We start from the raw sequence: 17869 nt of genomic DNA, 5'->3' as shown, positions 1-17869 counted from the left end.
CTCACCACGTACCCCAGCTTCTGCCGGATGGCCAACCGCCTTCATCCAAGCTGGTACGACGAAAAGGAGACGATCGCGCGTGAGTCGCACAAGTCCGAGCATTTCCCTTCGCAAGGCAACGGCGTCGTCAGCGAAGGTCGACGCGCTGGTCGTCGGTGTCGCACCTGCTGACGGTGGGCTGACTCTCCTCGCGGGCGCGGAGGATGTCGACGCTACCTTCGGCGGGAAGCTCACGCAGACGCTGACCACACTCGGCGCCAAGGGCAAGGCCGAGGAAGTCACGCTGGTCCCGTCGGGCGGAGCCGTGACCGCCCCGGTCATCGTCGCGGTCGGATTGGGTGACGCCGAGCCTTCACCGGAGGCGCTTCGCCGCGCGGCCGGTGCCGCCGTACGCCGGCTCACGGGCAAGGCCGGCTCGGCGGCGTTCGCGATCGGCGGGGACGCGACCTCCGTCGGCGCGCTGGCCGAGGGGGCACTACTCGGGGCCTACACCTATGAGCGGTACCGCTCCAACGGCGACCGGCCCAAGCCCGTGGCGACGATCACGCTGCTGACCGAGCAGACCCGCGACAAGGACGTCAAGGCTGCCTTGACGCGGGCGGAGGCGGTGGCCCGCGCCGTCAACCTCTCGCGTGACTGGGTGAACGCCGCGCCTTCCGACTTCTACCCGGCGGTCTTCGCCGACGAGGCCAAGGCCGAGGGCAAGCGGGCCGGTCTGCAGGTCGAGGTGCTCGACCACAAGGCGCTCAAGGCCGGTGGGTACGGCGGCATCCTCGGCGTCGGCCAGGGTTCCGAACGCCCGCCGCGCCTGGTGAAGCTGAGCTACCAGCCGGCCCGGGCCAAGAAGCACCTCGCGTTCGTGGGCAAGGGCATCACGTTCGACACCGGCGGTATCTCGCTCAAGCCCAACGAGGGCATGGTCACGATGAAGAGCGACATGGGCGGTGCGGCGGCGGTCCTCGCGGCCGTGCTCGCCGTGGCCGAGCTCAAGCTGCCGGTCGCGGTCACCGCCTGGGCGCCGATGGCGGAGAACATGCCGTCGGGATCCGCACAACGCCCATCTGACGTCCTGACGATCTACGGCGGCAAGACCGTCGAGGTCCTCAACACCGACGCCGAGGGCCGGCTCATCCTCGCCGACGCGCTCGTCCGGGCCAGCGAGGACAAGCCCGACGTCATCGTGGACGTCGCGACCCTCACCGGGGCGTGCATGGTCGCGCTCGGGTCGCGGGTCTTCGGGATCATGGGCAGCGAGGACGAGTTCCCCCAGCAGGTCCAGCAGATCGCGAAGCAGGTCGGCGAGGACGGCTGGCCGCTTCCGATTCCCGAAGGCACCCGCGAGCGCCTCGAGTCCAAGGTCGCCGACCTGGCGAATGTCGCGAGCGGCCGGTGGGGAGGCGCCCTGGTGGCGGCGAGCTTCCTCCAGGAGTTCGTCGGCGACGGGATCCGGTGGGCGCACCTCGACATCGCCGGGCCGTCGTTCAACGAGTCGGCGCCGTGGGGCTACACCCCGGCCGGGGGAACGGGCAGCAGCGTCCGCACCCTCGTCGGGCTCGCCGAGGCGGCCGTCGCCGGGGACCTGTAAGGACTCTGAGTCACCAGCGCCGGGCCCGCCCAGTGCGGGCTCGGCGGACTGCCACCGAGGTTTCCCGAGTCTGTCGGAGCTATCTCGGTCTCGTGGTCGAGATTACCTCCGACAGAACCAGCGTGATCATGAAGGCAGAAAGGGTTATGTGTCCCGAATTCCTTCATGATCACGATCATGATCACGGGCCGTGGATCAGGCGCTGGTTTCGCCGGGCTTGCCGAGGATGTCCTTCTCTGCGGCGGCGCGGCGGCGACTCCACTCGCGCATGCGCTGCGGGTAGCCCACCACCTGGGCGTCGTAGCTCGGGATGCCGAGCTTGTTGGCGAAGTCATGGGCGAACGACGCGCTCGGCACCCGGCGGCGGGTCCACTCACCATCGGAGGCGACCAGCAGCAGCGTGGTCTCGGTCACGGTCGTACGCGGCTCAACGAAACCCTCGACGCCGCGCCGGGACTGGACAAAGTGCTCAAGATGCCGCAGGTCCTCACTCGAAGGCTGCCTTCGAGCCTCAGATCCGCCAGCACGGGGGCGGCGCCGGAACCACCGCAGCATCCGCTGACCTCCCTACCACCCGCACGAGGCGATGCCGGTCGTTGTCCACCGAACGCATCAAGTGTCGCCTAGGTTCCACACCCTCGCACAACGACCGCACAGACTGGACCCAGGTGGCAGGTGGGCCGGCGCCAAGTGCCCGCGAGGAGGCCCTTTGGCCGGCTACGCACCGAGGGTGGAAAGATGACGGTGACGCGGCGGGCTCGTCCACCGTACGACGCTCGTCGACACTACGTTCCCGATCAACGGCACGGAGGACCCCGTGGCGGACAACGCCGGTACCTCGTTCGACCTTGTGATCCTGGGCGCGGGCAGCGGCGGGTATGCATGCGCCCTGCGCGCCGCCGAGCTTGGCATGAAGGTTGCCCTCGTCGAAAAGGACAAGCTGGGCGGCACCTGCCTCCACCGCGGATGCATTCCCACCAAGGCTCTCCTCCATGCCGGGGAGGTCGCTGACAACGCGCGCGACGGCGCCGACTATGGGATCCGGTCGACGTTCGACGGTGTCGACATGGCCGGCGTCAACAAATACAAGGACGGCATCGTCAACCGCGCCTTCCGGGGCGTCACCGGGCTGATCAAGAGCCGCGGCATCACGATCATCGAGGGTGACGGCCGGCTCGTCGCCCGTGACACGGTCGCGGTCAACGGCACCCACTACCAGGCTGCCCAGATCGTCCTCGCCACCGGCTCCTACTCCAAGACGCTGCCCGGCCTCGACGTCGACGGCGAGCGGATCATCACCAGCGAGCACGCGCTCCTCATGAACGACGTACCCCGCTCGGCCATCGTGCTCGGCGGCGGTGTGATCGGCGTGGAGTTCGCGAGCCTGTGGCGGTCCTTCGGCGCCGAGGTCACGATCATCGAGGCGCTCCCCCGGCTGGTCGCCGCCGAGGACGAGGCCGCCTCGAAGCAGGTCGAGCGCACGTTCCGCCGCCGCGGGATCAACGTCAAGACCGGCACTCCGTTCCGCTCCGTCGAGCGCACCGACCAGGGCGTCCGTCTCACTGTCGAGACCGGCGAGACGTTCGAGGCCGAGATCCTGCTGGTCGCGGTCGGGCGTGGTCCCGCCACGAGTGGCCTCGGTTTCGAGGAGGTCGGGGTCGCGATGGACCGCGGCTTCGTTCTCACCGATGAGCGACTCCGCACCAGCATCGACGGCATCCGCGCGGCCGGCGACATCGTGCCCGGACTGCAGCTTGCCCACCGGGGCTTCCAGCAGGGCATCTTCATCGCCGAGGACCTCGCCGGGCTCAACCCGCCGGTGATCGACGAGACGGGCATCCCGCGGGTGACCTACTGCGATCCCGAGGTAGCTTCGATGGGGCTGACCGAAAGCGCGGCGAAGCAGAAGTACGGCGAGGACGGCATCGAGACGTTCACCTACGACCTGGCGGGCAACCCCAAGAGCCAGATCCTCAAGACCCAGGGATTCGTCAAGCTGGTACGCGCCAAGGACGGCCCCGTTGTTGGCGTTCACATGGTGGGTGCGCGGGTCGGTGAACTCATCGGCGAGGCACAGCTCATCTACAACTGGGAGGCGTTCCCCGCTGACGTCGCCCAGTTGATCCACATGCACCCCACGCAGAGTGAGGCGATCGGCGAGGCGCACCTCGCACTTGCGGGTAAGCCCCTGCACGTGCACGGCTGAGCGACTCACTCCATCGCCCATACGCTTCAGAACCAGGACAAGGAGCAAGGATGCCGGTCTCCGTCACACTCCCCGCGCTCGGGGAGAGCGTCACCGAGGGAACCGTGACGCGGTGGCTCAAGCAGGTAGGCGACACGATCCAGGCGGACGAGCCGCTGCTGGAGGTCTCCACCGATAAGGTCGACACGGAGATCCCGGCACCGATGTCCGGTGTCCTGCTGCAGATCCGCGTCGGTGAAGACGAGACGGTCGCCGTCGGCGCCGAACTCGCCGTGATCGGTTCTGAGGACGAACAACCCGCCGCCGAGCCGGCCGCGGTGGCGCCAGCCGCCGTGCCGCAGGCCACCGCCCCGGAGCCCGCGCTCATCACGCCGCCCGCCGCACCCGCGGCCCCGGCAGCACCGGCTCCCGCTGAGGCAGTCGCCACCGAGGGCATGTCGGTCACACTGCCCGCGCTCGGTGAGAGCGTCACCGAGGGCACCGTGACGCGGTGGCTCAAGCAGGTCGGTGACTCCATCGAGGCGGACGAGCCGCTGCTGGAGGTCTCCACCGACAAGGTCGACACCGAGATCCCGGCACCCACGTCCGGCACCCTCCTGAGGATCAGCGTGGGCGAGGACGAAACGGTCGCCGTGGGCGCCGAACTCGGCGTCATCGGCAACGCGGCGCAGGCCCCAGCCGCGGCACCAGCACCGGCCGCCGCACCGCAGGCCGCTCCCGCACCGGCCGCGGCGCCGCAGGTCGCGCCCCCGGCAGCGCCGCCAGCCCCGGCGCCCGCTCCTACGCCGGCCGCACCCGCACCCCAGCCCAGCGCGGTGCCGGCCGAGCCGCCCGTTGCGGTGTCCAACGGCGCGCCGACCCAGTACGTCACGCCGCTCGTCCGCAAGCTCGCGGCCGACAACAGCATCGACCTGTCGACGATCTCCGGCACCGGCGTCGGTGGACGGGTCCGCAAGCAGGACGTCCTCGACGCGGCGCGGGCCAGGGACGAGGCCGCCCGATTCAGCGCCCAGCAGGCCGCCGCGGCCCCCGGGCTCCCCGGCGCGGCGCCGTCGGTCCCGAGTGCGCCGGCTCAGCCGAGCCCGCTGCGCGGCACCACCGAGAAGCTCAGCCGCGCGCGCCGGGTGATCGCCCAGCGGGTGCACGAGTCGCTCCAGAACACCGCCCAGCTCACCACCGTCGTCGAGGTCGACGTCACCGCGATCGCCAAGGTCCGCGACCGGGCGAAGCGTGCGTTCGAGCAGCGGGAGGGCGTCAAGCTGTCCTTCCTGCCGTTCTTCGCCAAGGCGGCGCTCGAGGCGCTCAAGGAACACCCCAAGCTCAACGCCACGATCGACGTCGAGAAGGGCGAGGTCACCTACCACAGCACTGAGAACCTCGTCATCGCGGTCGACACCGAGCGTGGCCTGATGGTCCCGGTCATTCACAACGCCGGCGACCTGAACGTCACCGGACTGGCGAAGCGGATCACCGACCTCGCGGAGCGCACCCGCATCAACAAGATCACGCCCGACGAGATCTCCGGTGGCACCTTCACCCTCACCAACACCGGCAGCCGGGGTGCGCTCTTCGACACGCCGATCTTCTTCGAGCCCCAGGTGGCGATCCTCGGCACCGGGTCCGTGGTGAAGCGTCCGGTAATCGTCGACACCCCGCTCGGGGAGACCATCGCGATCCGGCACATGGTCTATCTCGCGCTGAGCTACGACCACCGCCTGATCGACGGTGCCGACGCGGCCCGTTTCCTGGTGGCGATCAAGTCCCGCCTCGAGGACGGCAGCGTCGCGGCCGAGTTCGGAGCCTGAGAAGCACGAGCCGGCTCGGGCCACGAGTGCTACCCGGCCACAGTCGGCGACCGAGAAGCACTGCCTGAGTTCGAAACCAGGGAAGCGGGGATGCTCCTGCCATGCGTTACGTCATCGCGGGAGCATCCGGCTTCCTGGGGCGCGCGTTGCGGGCCCAGCTCGCGCGCGACGGCCACGAGGTGACCCGACTCGTGCGGAGTGAGCCCCGAACCCCGCACGAGTCGTACTGGAACCCCGCTCGTGGCGAGGTCGACGACGGGGTCCTGAGCCATGCCGACGTGGTGGTCAACCTCGCCGGCGCCAGCATCGGGCGTATCCCCTGGACGTCGTCGTATCGCGAGACTCTTCGTCAGAGCCGGATTGGTACGACGCTCACCCTCGCCCGCGCGCTCGCGGGTCTTGACGATCCACCCGCCTTCATCGCCCAGAGCGCCACCGGCTATTACGGCAAGGAACGCGGCACGGAGGAGATCGACGAGTACAGCCCGCCGGGCGAAGGGTTCCTGGCCGACCTCGCCCGCGACTGGGAGAACTCCACCGCGCCCGCTGAGGATGCCGGCGTGCGGGTCGTCCGTCTGCGGACCGGCCTCGTCCTGGACGTTTCCGGCGGCGCGTTCCCCCTCATGGCCCTGCCGTTCAGGTTCGGCCTCGGCGGGCGGCTGGGCTCCGGACGGCAGTTCGTGGGGATGGTGTCCCTACCCGACTGGGTGGCCGCCGCGACATTCGTCGCGGGCCAGGCCGACGCTCGCGGGCCCTACAACGTGTCCCTGCCCGAACCCACGACGAACGCCGAACTCACCGCCGCGATCGGTGCGGTCCTACATCGCCCGACCCTGCTACCCGCTCCGGCGTTCGCGCTGCGGCTGATGCTCAACGGACTGGCGGACGAGCTCCTGGGCAGCGTCCGTGTCCTGCCGCGCCGCCTGCTCGAGGCGGGCTTCACCTTCGGCTCGCCAGACGTCACCAGCCTGGTGACGACCGCGTTGCACAAGCCCGGCACACGCGAGTGAGGCGCAGAGCGAGTTCCTGAACGGGCTGTGCGACTCGGCGGTCAGCCCTCGTCTATGCGAGCGATGAGCCAACCCGCGCCGGCATCCTTGGTGAGCGTGATCTGGCGGGTCTTGACCTGTCCCGGCGGCTGATCCAGGCGTTCACCTGACGCGGTGATGATGGAGTACGCCTGGAGCTGGTCGACCACCCGCAGCACCGTCCGCGTCTGGCCGGACGACACCACGTCGAGCGTCTTGATGTCGAACCTCAGGCCCTCGACCTTGCAGCCGGCGTCCACGCACTTCTCGATCTCGGCGGCATCCTTGGTCCGCAGCTCGGAGTCGGCGGTGTAGACGTTCTTGAGGACGGCGGCGTCAGGCTCCGCGAACGCCTGCGCCCGCTGCCGGTCGAGCTGGGTCAGGACGTCGCGCCATCGCGCCTCGGGTCCGTCTGGTGGGGGTGCGGGCTTCGCCGTCGAGGTCGGTGGAGGTGCGGGCGTGGTCGATGGCGGCGCGGCCGTGGGTTGACGGGTAGTGGCCGGCGTTCGGGTGGGCTGAGGGCTCGGCGCCGTGGACGTGTCAGGCGTCGTGGTGGCCTTGGGCGCGGCGCTGGTCGCTGGAGAGGCCGTGAGCTCGGCGAGCGTGGGCGGACTCACCGGGCGCGACCGGGTGGCCCAGATGACGCCCCCGATGACGGCCGCGGTGACCAGGAGGACGCCGATACCGGCCGCCACGATGAGTCCGACCCTGCGGCCGCGGCCTTCGTCATCGGCGTCGAGCTGGTCGTTCCAACTGTCAGGTCCGGTCCCGGCCGGTGCCCGGTGTGCCATCGGGCTCGCCAGCGGGTCGGCGGGCGCACCAGCGGGTGCGGGTCCGGCCGTCGGGGCGCCAGCAGGCCCTGATCCGGCCGGATTCGCCACTCCCCCGCCGGGTCCCCCCGGCTGGTTGGGGGTGCCTGGCCAGCCAGGTGCACCCGGCTGGCCAGGTCCCTGGAGCCCGCGGGCGAACGGATCCGGCGGGGACGTCGGCCCGTCACCGGCCGCGGCCGCCATCGCGGCGGCGATGTCGGAATCGCTCAGCACCAGCCCCACGGGAAACCGCACGGGCGCCGGCGGGCACGCGGCGTACACCATCTCGGCGAGCTGCGCGGCGGTCGGACGGCGTGCCGGCAGCGGCTGCAGCCCGGCAGTCACGGCGTGCGCGAAACCCGGCGGAACGTCAGGAACGACGTCCGTCAACGGCCGTCGCGGCTGCCCTGGGCGCGGCACCAGGCCGGTGAGTGCGGCGTAGCACACCGCGGCCAGGGCGTAGACGTCGCCAGCCGGCGTCGGACCCGTCTCCCCCACAGCAGCGGGGTCGGTGTAGCCAACCGTGGCCAGGACCTCGCCGCCCTCGACGAGAGGGAGGACACCCAGGTCGGTCAGGAGGGGACGACCATCGGCGGTGAAGAGAATCGCCTCCGGCGTGACGTCGCCGTGCACCAACCCACGCTCGTGGGCGGCGGCCAGGGCCTCGGCGATCGGCGCGACGGCCGTCACCACCTCGCCAGGATCCAGGCCGCCGCGGGCGTTGAGGAGGTGGTCGAGGCTGCCCCCTTCGGCGTGGTCGAGCACCAGGACGAGCTCGTCGCCGTACGGAAGCGCCTCACGCACGCGCAAGACGTGCGGATGGTCGAGAACCCCGAGCACCGAGGCCAGCCGGCGGGCGTCCTCGCGTGCCTGGACACTCCGCAACCGCAGCCGCTTGAGGGCAACCTGCTCACCCGAACCCTGGACGCGGGCCAGCCACACCTCGCCGGTCGCGCTCCCACTGAGCAGCGTGCCGACGTCATACCCTCGCAGCCGGAATTCGCCCCGCATGGTCGCCAAGCCTCTCAGACCAGGGACCGGCGGTGATCAGCGTTGTCCACAGCGCCGCGCCCGGACCGCCGGCCGGTCGCGCTCGCCGCGCTCACCGCGCTGGCCCGGTGGTGGGTACGCCGCCGATCTCCCGGCTCGACGCGATGAGCCAGCCGTTCGATCCGTCAGGGACCAGGGTCATCCGGAACCGTTTGGGGGTCCCGCCCTGGTGCGGGTACAGCTGACCGTCGAGCTCGAGTTGGTACGGCTGGAGCTGGCTCACCGCGTCGACGACGACCTTGCTGGAGCTTTCGGACACCACGTCCAACGACAGGATCGGGGTGTTGAGGCCCACCACGCTGGTGACGTTCTTGTCCTCGTGGAGCTGCATGAGGGCGAGTTCCTCCTGCAGGGCTTTGGATCCGGGCTGGTAGACCTTGCTCAGCAGCTGGGGGTTCCAGGTTCGCCAGGCCTGCGCACGGCGCTGGTCGAGCGTGGTGAGGACCCGCGTCCAGCGCGCCTCCGCCGCACTGCGCGGCGCGCTGGTCGGCCGCGCCGACGCCGCTGCCGAGGGGGTGGCCGAGGCCGTCGACTCGGGCGGCACTGCCGGAGCACTGGAGGCGCCGGTCGTGACCCGCGGATCTGAGGGCGTGGATCCGGCGAGCGTTCGCCAGCCGACAACTCCGACCGCCACGATCGCCGCGAGGGCCAGCGGGGCTCCGATCGCGAGACCGAGCACCAGGCCGCGCCGCCGGCGCCCATCCCGCTCATCGTCGTCATCGTCCGGCGTGTGCTCGGGAACGGGCCGGGCGGTGGTGCCCGGGAACGGACTCACCGGCGGCGCAGCACCTGGCGCACCCTGCTGAAAGACCGGCGGCTGGTTGCTCCCGGCAGGTGGTGGGTCCTGAGCGGCGACACCCGGCTCGGTCTCGCCCCGCTGCGGCCCCGCCAGCTCGCCGAGGCTGAACGGACTCTGCCCCGCACCAGACCCCTGGTCAGAGGGGTGCTGGCCGAGTGCGGCGAGGAAGTCCGCGTCCCCCATCGACCCGTCAGGGAAACGGATCGGCGCACTCGGGCACGCCGCCGCGAGCTGGGCGCCGAACTCCGCCGCGCCCGGACGCTGCGCCGGTGTGCTCTGCAAACCGGCCTCGATGGCGTGCGCCAGGCCCGGCGGCACACCCGGCGCGACCTGGTGGAGCGGACGGTGCTGGGGTCCTGGCTCCGGCGGGTTTCCCGCGAGGGCGGCGTAGCAGACGGCCGCGAGGCCGTAGACATCCCCCGCCGGCGTGGGATCGGAGTCGCTCTGCGCCGCCGGGTCGGTGTAGCCGAGCGTCCCGCCCTCGCCACCCTCGACCAGGCGAAGGAAACCCACGTCCGCGAGCAGCGGCCGCGCGTCAGACCGCAGCAGGATGTTCTCAGGCGTCACGTCGGCGTGGACCAGGCCGCGTTGGTGGATCGCCGCCAGCGCAGTCGCGACCGCGCTCGCCACGCCGACGACTTCTCCGGGGTCGAGCGTGCCCCGTGCGAGGAGCAGCTGGCCGAGGCTCCCGCCGTCGGCGTACTCCAGCACGAACACCACCTCGGTGCCGTACAACACCATCTCCCGGATCGGGAGAACCTGCGGATGAGCGAGCTGGCCGAGCACCGACACGATCCGGCGCGCTTCGTCCTGGGCGTCGGTGTCGCGCGGACGCAGGCGCTTCAACGCGACCTGGGTACCTGAGGAGAGTTCGCGGGCAAGCCACACTTCGCCCGCGGGGCCAGCGCCCAGCAGGCCCTCGATGTCGTACCCCTCGACGCGGAAGTCGCCCTGCATGCTGATGCCCAAGCCTTCCAGTGAGCTGACCCAGGTGTCGCCCCCACCTCCGCGAAACCTCACGGGTGGTGGCGGCTCGCGACCTTACCCAACGCCCCCGGCGTGGAGTCATGGACCGGTCTGTGCTGGTTCCGGCCCCCACCTGCGTTGGGGCCACCCCCATCGAGCCGCGAGCAGAGCACGGCGCCGCCGCGATCAGCCGGTCGGCGTGACCCGCTGGCAGACCTGCACCTCCGCCGTCGTCGGGCCGCCGACCTGCCATTCGCGGGAGATGCGCCAGGCCGTGGTGCCCTTCAGCGGCACGACCTCGATCCGGACCTTCTTGACGGGTCCACCCGGGCAACGGAACTGCTGGCCGCTGTCCATGACGACGGTGTACGACTGCTCCTGGCGTTCGGCCTCGAAGACGATCCGGTTCGGGGCCTTGGTGACGGTCCGCAGTGTGCTGATCGGCCGTTTGAGTCCCAACACCCGGCGCGCGTCGCGCTGGGCGAGCAGCCGCATGTACTGGCGGTTCTCGTTGTACGCCTGGGATTCCGGCGCGTACAACGTCGTGAGCAGGTTGGGCTGGCGTTCCGCGAACGCCTTGGTACGCCGATCGTCGAACGTCTTGAACGTCTTCATCCACTGCGCGGCGACCGGGTCGAGGGACACCGATGGGCGCGGCGTAGGAGTCGCCGTCCGTGTCGGCTGCGTGGTCTTCGTGGTATCGGGAGTCGAACTGGCGTTGATCCGCCACACCACCACACCCACGATGATGATGACGACGAGCAGCAGGGCACCGCCCACCATCGCGAGTTGGGGGGTGCGGGAGGGTTCCCGCTCGTGCGACTCCTCCTCGCCGCCCTGCCGCGCCGGCGGCGGGGTCGGTGGCGTCTGACCCGATCCCTGGCGGGGCGGCGGGGGCGGGGACTGCTCAGGACGCCGAGGCCCCGCGTTCTGTGGCGGGCGTTCCTGACCGGACTGACCCGACTGCCCGGACTCCCGTGCCGGCGGCGGGCCAAAGGGAGGTGCCGGGGAGTATGCCGGTGCGGGCGCCGTCGTGGTGGACGGCGCGGGGCCGTACTCAGGAGGCGAGGGTTCGGGAGCGGGCTTACCGTCGGGAAGCCGGACCGGCACCCGCGGGCAGGCCGCGTCCAGCAAGGCGGCGAACTGACCGATGTGCGGGCGCATGTCCCACGCCCGCTGCAGACCCGCCTCGATCGCGTGCGCGAGACCGGGCGGGACACCCGGTGAGACCTGGTGGATGGGACGGTGCGGCTCACCCGCCCGCGGCGTCAACCCGGTGAGGGCGGTGTAGCAGACCCCCGCCAGGCCGTAGACGTCGCCGGCCGGGGACGGCGTGGACTCGCTGGGCTCGGCCGGATCGGCGTAGGGGTTGGGCGGAGTGCCGTCTGGGGACCGGACGAGCTGGCCGAGGCCGACGTCCGCGATCAGCGGCGTGCCCTCAGCCGTGAAGAGGATGGTCTCTGGCGTGACCGCACCGTGCACCAGGCCCCGCTCGTGCGCGGCCGCGAGTGCGCCGGCGACTGTGGAGGCCATCGTGACGACTTCGCCGGGGTCGAGGATGCCCCTGACCAGCAGGAGTTGTTCGAGCGTGCCGCCCTCGACATGGTCGAGGACCAGGACGAACTCCTCGCCGTACGGCAGCAACTCCCTGATCCGCCGCAGGTGTGGCCGCGCGAGCGCGTCGAGGCGTTCGACGAGGCGGCGGATCTGCTCGGCGGCCTGGGCGTCGCGCGGCCGGATCCGCTGGAGGGCGACGTGGTTACCGGAGGCCCCCTCCCGGGCAAGCCACGTCTCGCCGGTGGCCCCAGCACCCAGCAGCCCCTCGATCTCATACCCATCCACCCCGAAGTCGCTCCGCACGCTCCAAGCCTTCCAGACTTACGGTTACGGCACGATGACCGGTGGCACGATCCGTCGTGATCTCTCACGGCATGAGACGCAGAAATGCCGGAAGGACGCACGCGAACGTGGCATGACCCCGCCTCGCGACCTGTCTCCAGACCCCACACTGGGCAGCGCTGGCGTGGCTTCGCCGCCGCACACTCTAAGCTGCAGGATATGAGTTCACCGCAGTTCATTCGTGCGGGGTTCGGCTCGCAGGCCGTCGACTACGAGGATGCCTGGTCGCAGCAGCGCAGCCTCCACGCCGAGCGAGTGGCTGATCTTATCCCCGACACCATCCTGTTGCTCGAACACCAGGCGGTCTACACGGCCGGCAAGCGCACCGAGGCCTACGAGCGCCCGCTGGACGGTACCCCCGTCATCGACGTCGACCGCGGCGGCAAGATCACCTGGCACGGGCCCGGCCAGCTGGTCGGATACCCGATCGTTCGGCTGACGGAGCCGATCGACGTCGTGGCGTTCGTCCGGCTTCTCGAGCAGGCCCTCATCGACGTGTGCGCCGACGCCGGGCTCGCGACGAGCCGCATCGAGGGGCGCAGCGGCGTGTGGGTGCCCGCCGATGATCGCGGACCCGACCGGAAGCTCGGAGCGATCGGCCTTCGCGTCTCGCAGGGCGTCACCATGCACGGCTTCTCGCTCAACTGCGACTGCGACCTCGAGGCGTACGGCCGGATCGTGCCGTGTGGCCTCGCCGACGCCGGCGTCACCTCGCTGACCGCCGAACTCGGCCGCGAGGTCGGCGTCCAGGACGTCCTCGAGTCGACCGAACGCCGCCTGATCGAGGCTCTCGCCCCGAAGTCTGTGCACCTCGTCTGACCTCACAGCCCGGGGGCGATCCGCGGTGAGTTGTCCGAAGCTTCCCCGGTTGAGGGTGAGGCCTCCTTCGGACAAGTCCGACGCGGGTAGCACAGGCGAGACACGGGTAGCTCAGGCGACGGGGGCCGCGTCCTTGTCGGCCGCCGGGAAGGTGAGCTCGGCGTTCCGGAACGGCACCAGCGCCAGGACCATCGCGTGCGCGTAGTACGCCACCCGGTCGATGACTCCGCCGGTGAGCGGACCAACCGTGCCCGTACTCCGTTTGGTGTCCTTGTCGCCGAAGATCTGGTCGGTGGCGTCGCCGAGTTCGGCGCCGGCACGCACCAGCTCGGCGATCTCCGCGGGAAGGACGAACGTCGCCGTGCGGCTCTCGCCCTTGCACAGCTGGCCGTCCTCACCGGACCGCCCGATCACGACGACCCACGCCATGCACTCGAGCGCGCCGTCCCGCTCGACGACACCCCCCTCGAGACCGACCCAGAGGTCGGCGTCCGGCAGCAGCGTCAGTGCGGCGTCGGCGCGGTTGCGCGCACCCCGCAACGTCTCCTCGTCCCCGACCGGCTGGTGGGGTACGCCCGAATCGACCTCGACGGCAACCGCGTCCACCTCGTCGTAGCCGAGGGTGACACGGACCGCCTCGAGAGTTGCGCGGCGTTTGACGGGATTGCCGGAAGCGATAGCTACACGTAAGGACACGACCGACAACCTAACCCGGCGGGCGCGCGCTGGCCCACCCGACCGGTCGACCGATCCTGATCGCCCGGGCCTGACTCAGCCTGGCTCGGTCTGACCGGGCCCGGGCCCGACCGGGCCTGACCGGGACTGGTACGCCTCCGATACGCGTACCGCGGCGGCACCGTAGGCTGTGGGCGTGAGTGCTGTGGCCCCGGAAGGACGCAAGTTGCTGCGCCTGGAGGCGCGGAACAGCCAGACCCCCATCGAGAAGAAGCCCGAGTGGATCAAGACCCGGGCCAAGATGGGGCCCGAGTACACCGAGCTGCGCTCGCTCGTCCAGCGCGAGCAGCTGCACACTGTGTGCCAGGAAGCCGGCTGTCCCAACATCTACGAGTGCTGGGAGGACCGTGAGGCGACGTTCCTCATCGGTGGTGACCAGTGCACCCGCCGCTGCGACTTCTGCCAGATCGACACCGGCAAGCCCGTCGCTCTCGACCTCGACGAGCCGCGCCGGGTCGGTGAGAGCGTTCGCACGATGGGCCTGCGGTACGCCACCGTCACCGGCGTCTGCCGCGACGACCTGGAGGACGAAGGCGTCTGGATCTACGCCGAGACCGTCCGCCAGGTCCACGCCCAGAACCCCGGCTGCGGCGTCGAGTTGCTCGCCCCCGACTTCTCCGGACGTCCCGAGCTGCTGGCGGAGGTGTTCGAGTCCGAGCCGGAGGTGTTCGCCCACAACGTCGAGACCGTGCCGCGGATCTTCCGGAGCATCCGGCCGGGCTTCCGCTACGAGCGGTCCCTCGACGTGCTGCGCCAGGCACGGGCGTACGGCCTGGTCACGAAGTCCAACCTGATCCTCGGGATGGGTGAGGACCGCGCCGAGATCACGCAGGCCATGCGCGATCTCCTCGACGCCGGCTGCGAGCTCCTGACGATCACGCAGTACCTCCGCCCGTCCGTACGCCATCACCCGGTCGAGCGCTGGGTGAAGCCGGAGGAGTTCGTCGAGCACCGCGAGGAGGCGCTCGAGCTGGGCTTCGCCGGTGTGATGTCGGGGCCGCTGGTCCGCTCCTCCTACCGCGCCGGCCGCCTCTACCGCCAGGCCCTCGAGTCCCGCCGACTGCCCGCCGCATCCACACACTGACGCCTGGGACGACGACGTACCCACGTCCGTCGCCCGAGAACTCCACACCGCCCTCGAGAAGGAACGCACACCAACACCCATGGCCAAGCGCGACGACACCCCCGAGAACAAACCCGGCCGGGTCGAGCAGGTCCGTGCCGCGTACCGCATCACCAAGGAAGCACAGCCGCGGATCGGGTTGATCCTGCTCGGGATCTTCCTCGGAGTGCTCGCGGTCTTCGTCGCCGTCGGGTTCGTCCTCAAGAACCCCATCCTCTGGGCGGTCACCGGCCTGCCGTTCGCCGTCCTCGCGACCGTGATCATCTTCGGTCGGCGGGTGGAGAAGGCGGCCTACGCCCGGCTCGAGGGTCAACTCGGCGCCGGCGCCAACGCGCTCTCGACCCTGCGCCGCGGCTGGACCGTCGACCCGGCGGTGGCCGTGACCCGTAACCAGGACGTGGTGCATCGCGTGGTCGGGCGGCCGGGCATCGTGCTGGTGGGTGAGGGCGCCCCCAACCGGGTGGGCAACCTCCTCGCCAACGAGAAGCGCAAGCACGCGCGGGTCGCCCCCGACACCCCGATCTACGACATCGTCGTCGGCGACGGTGAAGGCCAGGTGCCGTTGCGCCGGCTGTCCGCGCACGTGATGAAGCTTCCGCGCAACCTCCGGCCCGCCGAGGTGACCGAGGTGCTGCACCGCCTGAAGGCGCTATCCGCCAACCGGCAGCAGCTACCGATCCCGAAGGGCCCTCTGCCCAAGAACGTCAAACTCCCGCCAGGTGCGCCCCGCCCCCGTTGACCCAGGCGGAGCGGCCGCGCCAGACCCGCGCCGGGCTCGGGGAATGATCACGTTTGCGTGGTCATTCCCCACGATGCATGGTGAATTTGCCGCGTGAGGTGGGGAATGACCACGCAAACGTGATCATTCCGAGCGGCTACACGAGCTCAGAAAGGCATGGCATGACGCTCGGTATGGTCCTTGGAGATCTCTCGGCTCTCGCTTCGACGCGAGGGCTGTCCACGCCCTGACCATGCGTGCTCGACGCACTGCGGCCTAAGAGGTCGCGCAGCCTCTCACCCGTTCGCGCCTGGCGCCGTACTTCGGCGACCGCGCGTTGGTCGAATGGCTCGCGCTCGTCAAGGCGGCACCAACGCCTCGCTTCGAAGTGATCACGCGTCCACTTTGGCGTTCGATCATGGGAGCTTGAGTGCCCGACATGTCGTGGGTCGAGGCCGGCACGAACCGGTCCGCCCGTTGGATCTCCGTACACCAGACTCGGCCACCATCGCGGGTCACCGTCGTTGATGACCAGTTGCGCGCCACCACCGCGTACGCTCTCGTGCGACGGGGCAAAGCCCTGCTGTGGCGAGGTGACTTTCACAACGCCCGCCAACTCCAGAACGCCCTCGCCCGCCGGATCGACCGCACCAACCGGACGCCGCCGAGCGACGTCTCGGCAGCCGAACTCTTCCACGCATATCGGCGGGAACGCCGGCGCCGCGCCCGACTGCTGAATCTGCTCCTCGTCCCGCTCGACGGCGATCACAGCGTCCCGTTGCGCAGAGCACCCGAGGTCCGGCAGGCGTGTGCGGAGGTGTACGGCCCGCCGAAGGGGCCCGCGGTGCTCCCGTTGCGCGAACTGCTGGGCGTGATTGGCGCGTACGAATGGCGACGCACAGGTATCCGCGTCCCCGCGCTTGGTGGGCGCATCCACCCGCACCATGGCGTCTTCTCTCCTGTCCGAGGCGAGTACGTCGACCTGGTCGCCCGGGCGCCCTTGCCGGGACGCGCGCTGGCTTTTGACATCGGGACCGGCACCGGCGTGCTCGCTGGCGTACTCGCGAGGCGCGGAGTCGCCCGCATCATCGCCACGGACATGAACCCGGCGGCGCTTTCCTGTGCCACGGACAATCTCGCCCGGTTGGGGTACGCCGATCGGGCGGAGGTAGTCAGGGCGGATTTGTTCCCTTCCGGTCGAGCATCCCTGGTGGTGTGTAACCCGCCTTGGATCCCGGCAACGCCAAGTACACCGCTCGACCAGGCGGTGTACGACCCGGAGGGCCGGATGCTGCGAGGGTTCCTCCATGGGCTGGCCGAGCATCTCGAGCCCGGCGGGGAGGGGTGGCTGGTGCTCTCCGATCTGGCCGAACACCTTCGTCTACGAAGTCGCGCCAAATTCCTCGCCACTGTGCAGCATGCCGGGCTGACAGTGGTGGGAACGCTCGACACCCGGCCTGCGCACCGCCGAATCCGGCCCGTCAACGACCCGCTGGGCGCGGCCCGCGCAGCGGAGGTGATCACCCTCTGGCGGCTGGCCGCCCTGCGGGAATGATCACGTTTGCGTGGTCATTCCCGACCAAGCATGGTGAATTTACCGCGTGTGGTGGCGAATGATCACGCAAACGTGATCATTCGCCGCGGGCGTGGTGGTCAGCGGCCGCGGACGAGTACGGTCCCGGCCAGCCGGTCGTGCAACCCGCGGCCGTCGGCGTCGACGATGAGGACGGGTACGACCAGCAGCACCAACGCCGCTCGGACGAACCCCCGAACCAACCCCACCGGCTGACCGTCCAGGCGGGCGACGACCAGGTGGCGTACCCGCTGTCCGATGCTGGCGCCGACGAACGCCGTCATCAGCCAGGTTTCGAGCCCGAACACCGCAAGCGGGAGGAAGTCGACGGCGGTGACCGGCGCCTGCCAGATCGCCGCATCCCGCACCAGAGCGAACGCCGCGAGGTTGGCGACCAGCCAGTCGATGAGAAGGGCCGCGATCCGGGCGCCCCAACCGGCCAGGGCACCACGCCCGGTCGCTGGCAGGCCGAGCCGCTGACCGGCGTACCCCAGTGCGTCACCGGATTCGCCACCCACGGGGCTTTTCGGGGTATCCCCCAAGTGGGGCTGCGCGGACATGCCGTCGAGGCTAGCTGCCGTGTGGATCCGGCCCCTCACGGGCTTCGCCCGTCCGGGCCCACCCCCAACCTGTGTGGACCCCGCCCCACGCGGGCTTCGCCCGCCAGGGCCCACCCCCACCCCTACCTCCTCGACACGCGGGGCCCCGCGGCCCGGGCTGTTGGTGGCCGTGCGTCAGACTGGTCCGTAACACG

The 17869-nt window shown here is 70.4% G+C and carries 14 protein-coding genes; 8 read left to right on the top strand and 6 right to left on the bottom strand.

Annotated elements, in window-relative coordinates; genetic code table 11:
- The first annotated feature begins 79 nt into the window (after window positions 1–79).
- Window positions 80–1585 carry a leucyl aminopeptidase gene (locus tag B141_RS0100990; protein WP_020573299.1) on the top strand — a complete coding sequence of 502 codons (1506 nt, stop codon included), beginning with the start codon at window positions 80–82 and terminating at the stop codon, window positions 1583–1585.
- A 195-nt stretch (window positions 1586–1780) separates the two neighbouring features.
- Here B141_RS0100990 and B141_RS0100985 read toward each other — a convergent pair whose 3' ends face one another.
- Window positions 1781–2140: a hypothetical protein gene (locus tag B141_RS0100985; protein WP_020573298.1), complete on the bottom strand. Its 360-nt coding sequence runs from the start codon at window positions 2138–2140 to the stop codon at window positions 1781–1783.
- A 262-nt stretch (window positions 2141–2402) separates the two neighbouring features.
- Here B141_RS0100985 and lpdA point away from each other — a divergent pair, with 262 nt between their 5' ends.
- The 3 genes from lpdA to B141_RS0100970 all read left to right on the top strand — a co-directional run bounded on the left by lpdA (window position 2403) and on the right by B141_RS0100970 (window position 6606).
- Window positions 2403–3791 carry a dihydrolipoyl dehydrogenase gene (lpdA, locus tag B141_RS0100980; protein WP_020573297.1) on the top strand — a complete coding sequence of 463 codons (1389 nt, stop codon included), beginning with the start codon at window positions 2403–2405 and terminating at the stop codon, window positions 3789–3791.
- 50 nt (window positions 3792–3841) lie between these two features.
- Complete coding sequence (sucB, locus tag B141_RS0100975; RefSeq protein ID WP_020573296.1) at window positions 3842–5596, top strand: 2-oxoglutarate dehydrogenase, E2 component, dihydrolipoamide succinyltransferase; 1755 nt, start codon at window positions 3842–3844, stop codon at window positions 5594–5596.
- Window positions 5597–5697: 101 nt separating this feature from the next.
- A complete protein-coding gene (locus B141_RS0100970) occupies window positions 5698–6606 on the top strand; it encodes a TIGR01777 family oxidoreductase (protein WP_020573295.1) in 909 nt (302 codons plus the stop codon).
- Window positions 6607–6647: 41 nt separating this feature from the next.
- Here the strand turns inward: B141_RS0100970 and B141_RS45190 are convergent, their stop codons facing one another.
- The 3 genes from B141_RS45190 to B141_RS45185 all read right to left on the bottom strand — a co-directional run bounded on the left by B141_RS45190 (window position 6648) and on the right by B141_RS45185 (window position 12108).
- On the bottom strand, window positions 6648–8444 hold the full coding sequence (locus B141_RS45190; RefSeq protein WP_020573294.1) for a serine/threonine protein kinase: 1797 nt from the start codon (window positions 8442–8444) through the stop codon (window positions 6648–6650).
- Window positions 8445–8535: 91 nt separating this feature from the next.
- Window positions 8536–10251, bottom strand: coding sequence for a serine/threonine protein kinase (locus B141_RS0100960; protein ID WP_026256783.1), 1716 nt, complete (start codon window positions 10249–10251; stop codon window positions 8536–8538).
- A gap of 183 nt (window positions 10252–10434) precedes the next feature.
- Window positions 10435–12108 carry a serine/threonine protein kinase gene (locus B141_RS45185; protein WP_020573292.1) on the bottom strand — a complete coding sequence of 558 codons (1674 nt, stop codon included), beginning with the start codon at window positions 12106–12108 and terminating at the stop codon, window positions 10435–10437.
- Between the two features lie 198 nt (window positions 12109–12306).
- On the opposite strand from B141_RS45185, the gene lipB reads away from it, so the two are divergent.
- Window positions 12307–12966 carry a lipoyl(octanoyl) transferase LipB gene (gene lipB, locus B141_RS0100950; RefSeq protein ID WP_020573291.1) on the top strand — a complete coding sequence of 220 codons (660 nt, stop codon included), beginning with the start codon at window positions 12307–12309 and terminating at the stop codon, window positions 12964–12966.
- A gap of 111 nt (window positions 12967–13077) precedes the next feature.
- Here lipB and yjjX read toward each other — a convergent pair whose 3' ends face one another.
- A complete protein-coding gene (yjjX, locus tag B141_RS38320) occupies window positions 13078–13662 on the bottom strand; it encodes an inosine/xanthosine triphosphatase (protein WP_020573290.1) in 585 nt (194 codons plus the stop codon).
- Window positions 13663–13837: 175 nt separating this feature from the next.
- On the opposite strand from yjjX, the gene lipA reads away from it, so the two are divergent.
- From lipA to B141_RS0100930, 3 genes are all read left to right on the top strand, one after another.
- Complete coding sequence (lipA, locus tag B141_RS0100940; RefSeq protein WP_026256782.1) at window positions 13838–14785, top strand: lipoyl synthase; 948 nt, start codon at window positions 13838–13840, stop codon at window positions 14783–14785.
- Window positions 14786–14864: 79 nt separating this feature from the next.
- Complete coding sequence (locus B141_RS0100935) at window positions 14865–15563, top strand: DUF4191 domain-containing protein (RefSeq protein WP_020573288.1); 699 nt, start codon at window positions 14865–14867, stop codon at window positions 15561–15563.
- 418 nt (window positions 15564–15981) lie between these two features.
- The gene (locus tag B141_RS0100930; RefSeq protein ID WP_020573287.1) at window positions 15982–17097 is read left to right on the top strand and encodes a methyltransferase; all 1116 of its coding nucleotides are present in this window, start codon (window positions 15982–15984) and stop codon (window positions 17095–17097) included.
- A gap of 98 nt (window positions 17098–17195) precedes the next feature.
- Here B141_RS0100930 and B141_RS0100925 read toward each other — a convergent pair whose 3' ends face one another.
- Window positions 17196–17675: an RDD family protein gene (locus tag B141_RS0100925; RefSeq protein ID WP_026256781.1), complete on the bottom strand. Its 480-nt coding sequence runs from the start codon at window positions 17673–17675 to the stop codon at window positions 17196–17198.
- Between the last annotated feature and the right edge of the window lie 194 nt (window positions 17676–17869).

Origin of the sequence: Actinopolymorpha alba DSM 45243 (genome assembly GCF_000373925.1) — a bacterium.
GTDB classification, from domain to species: domain Bacteria; phylum Actinomycetota; class Actinomycetes; order Propionibacteriales; family Actinopolymorphaceae; genus Actinopolymorpha; species Actinopolymorpha alba.
The sequence above is the reverse complement of the archived record's forward strand: the minus strand, read 5'-3'. Positions and strand labels throughout refer to the sequence as shown.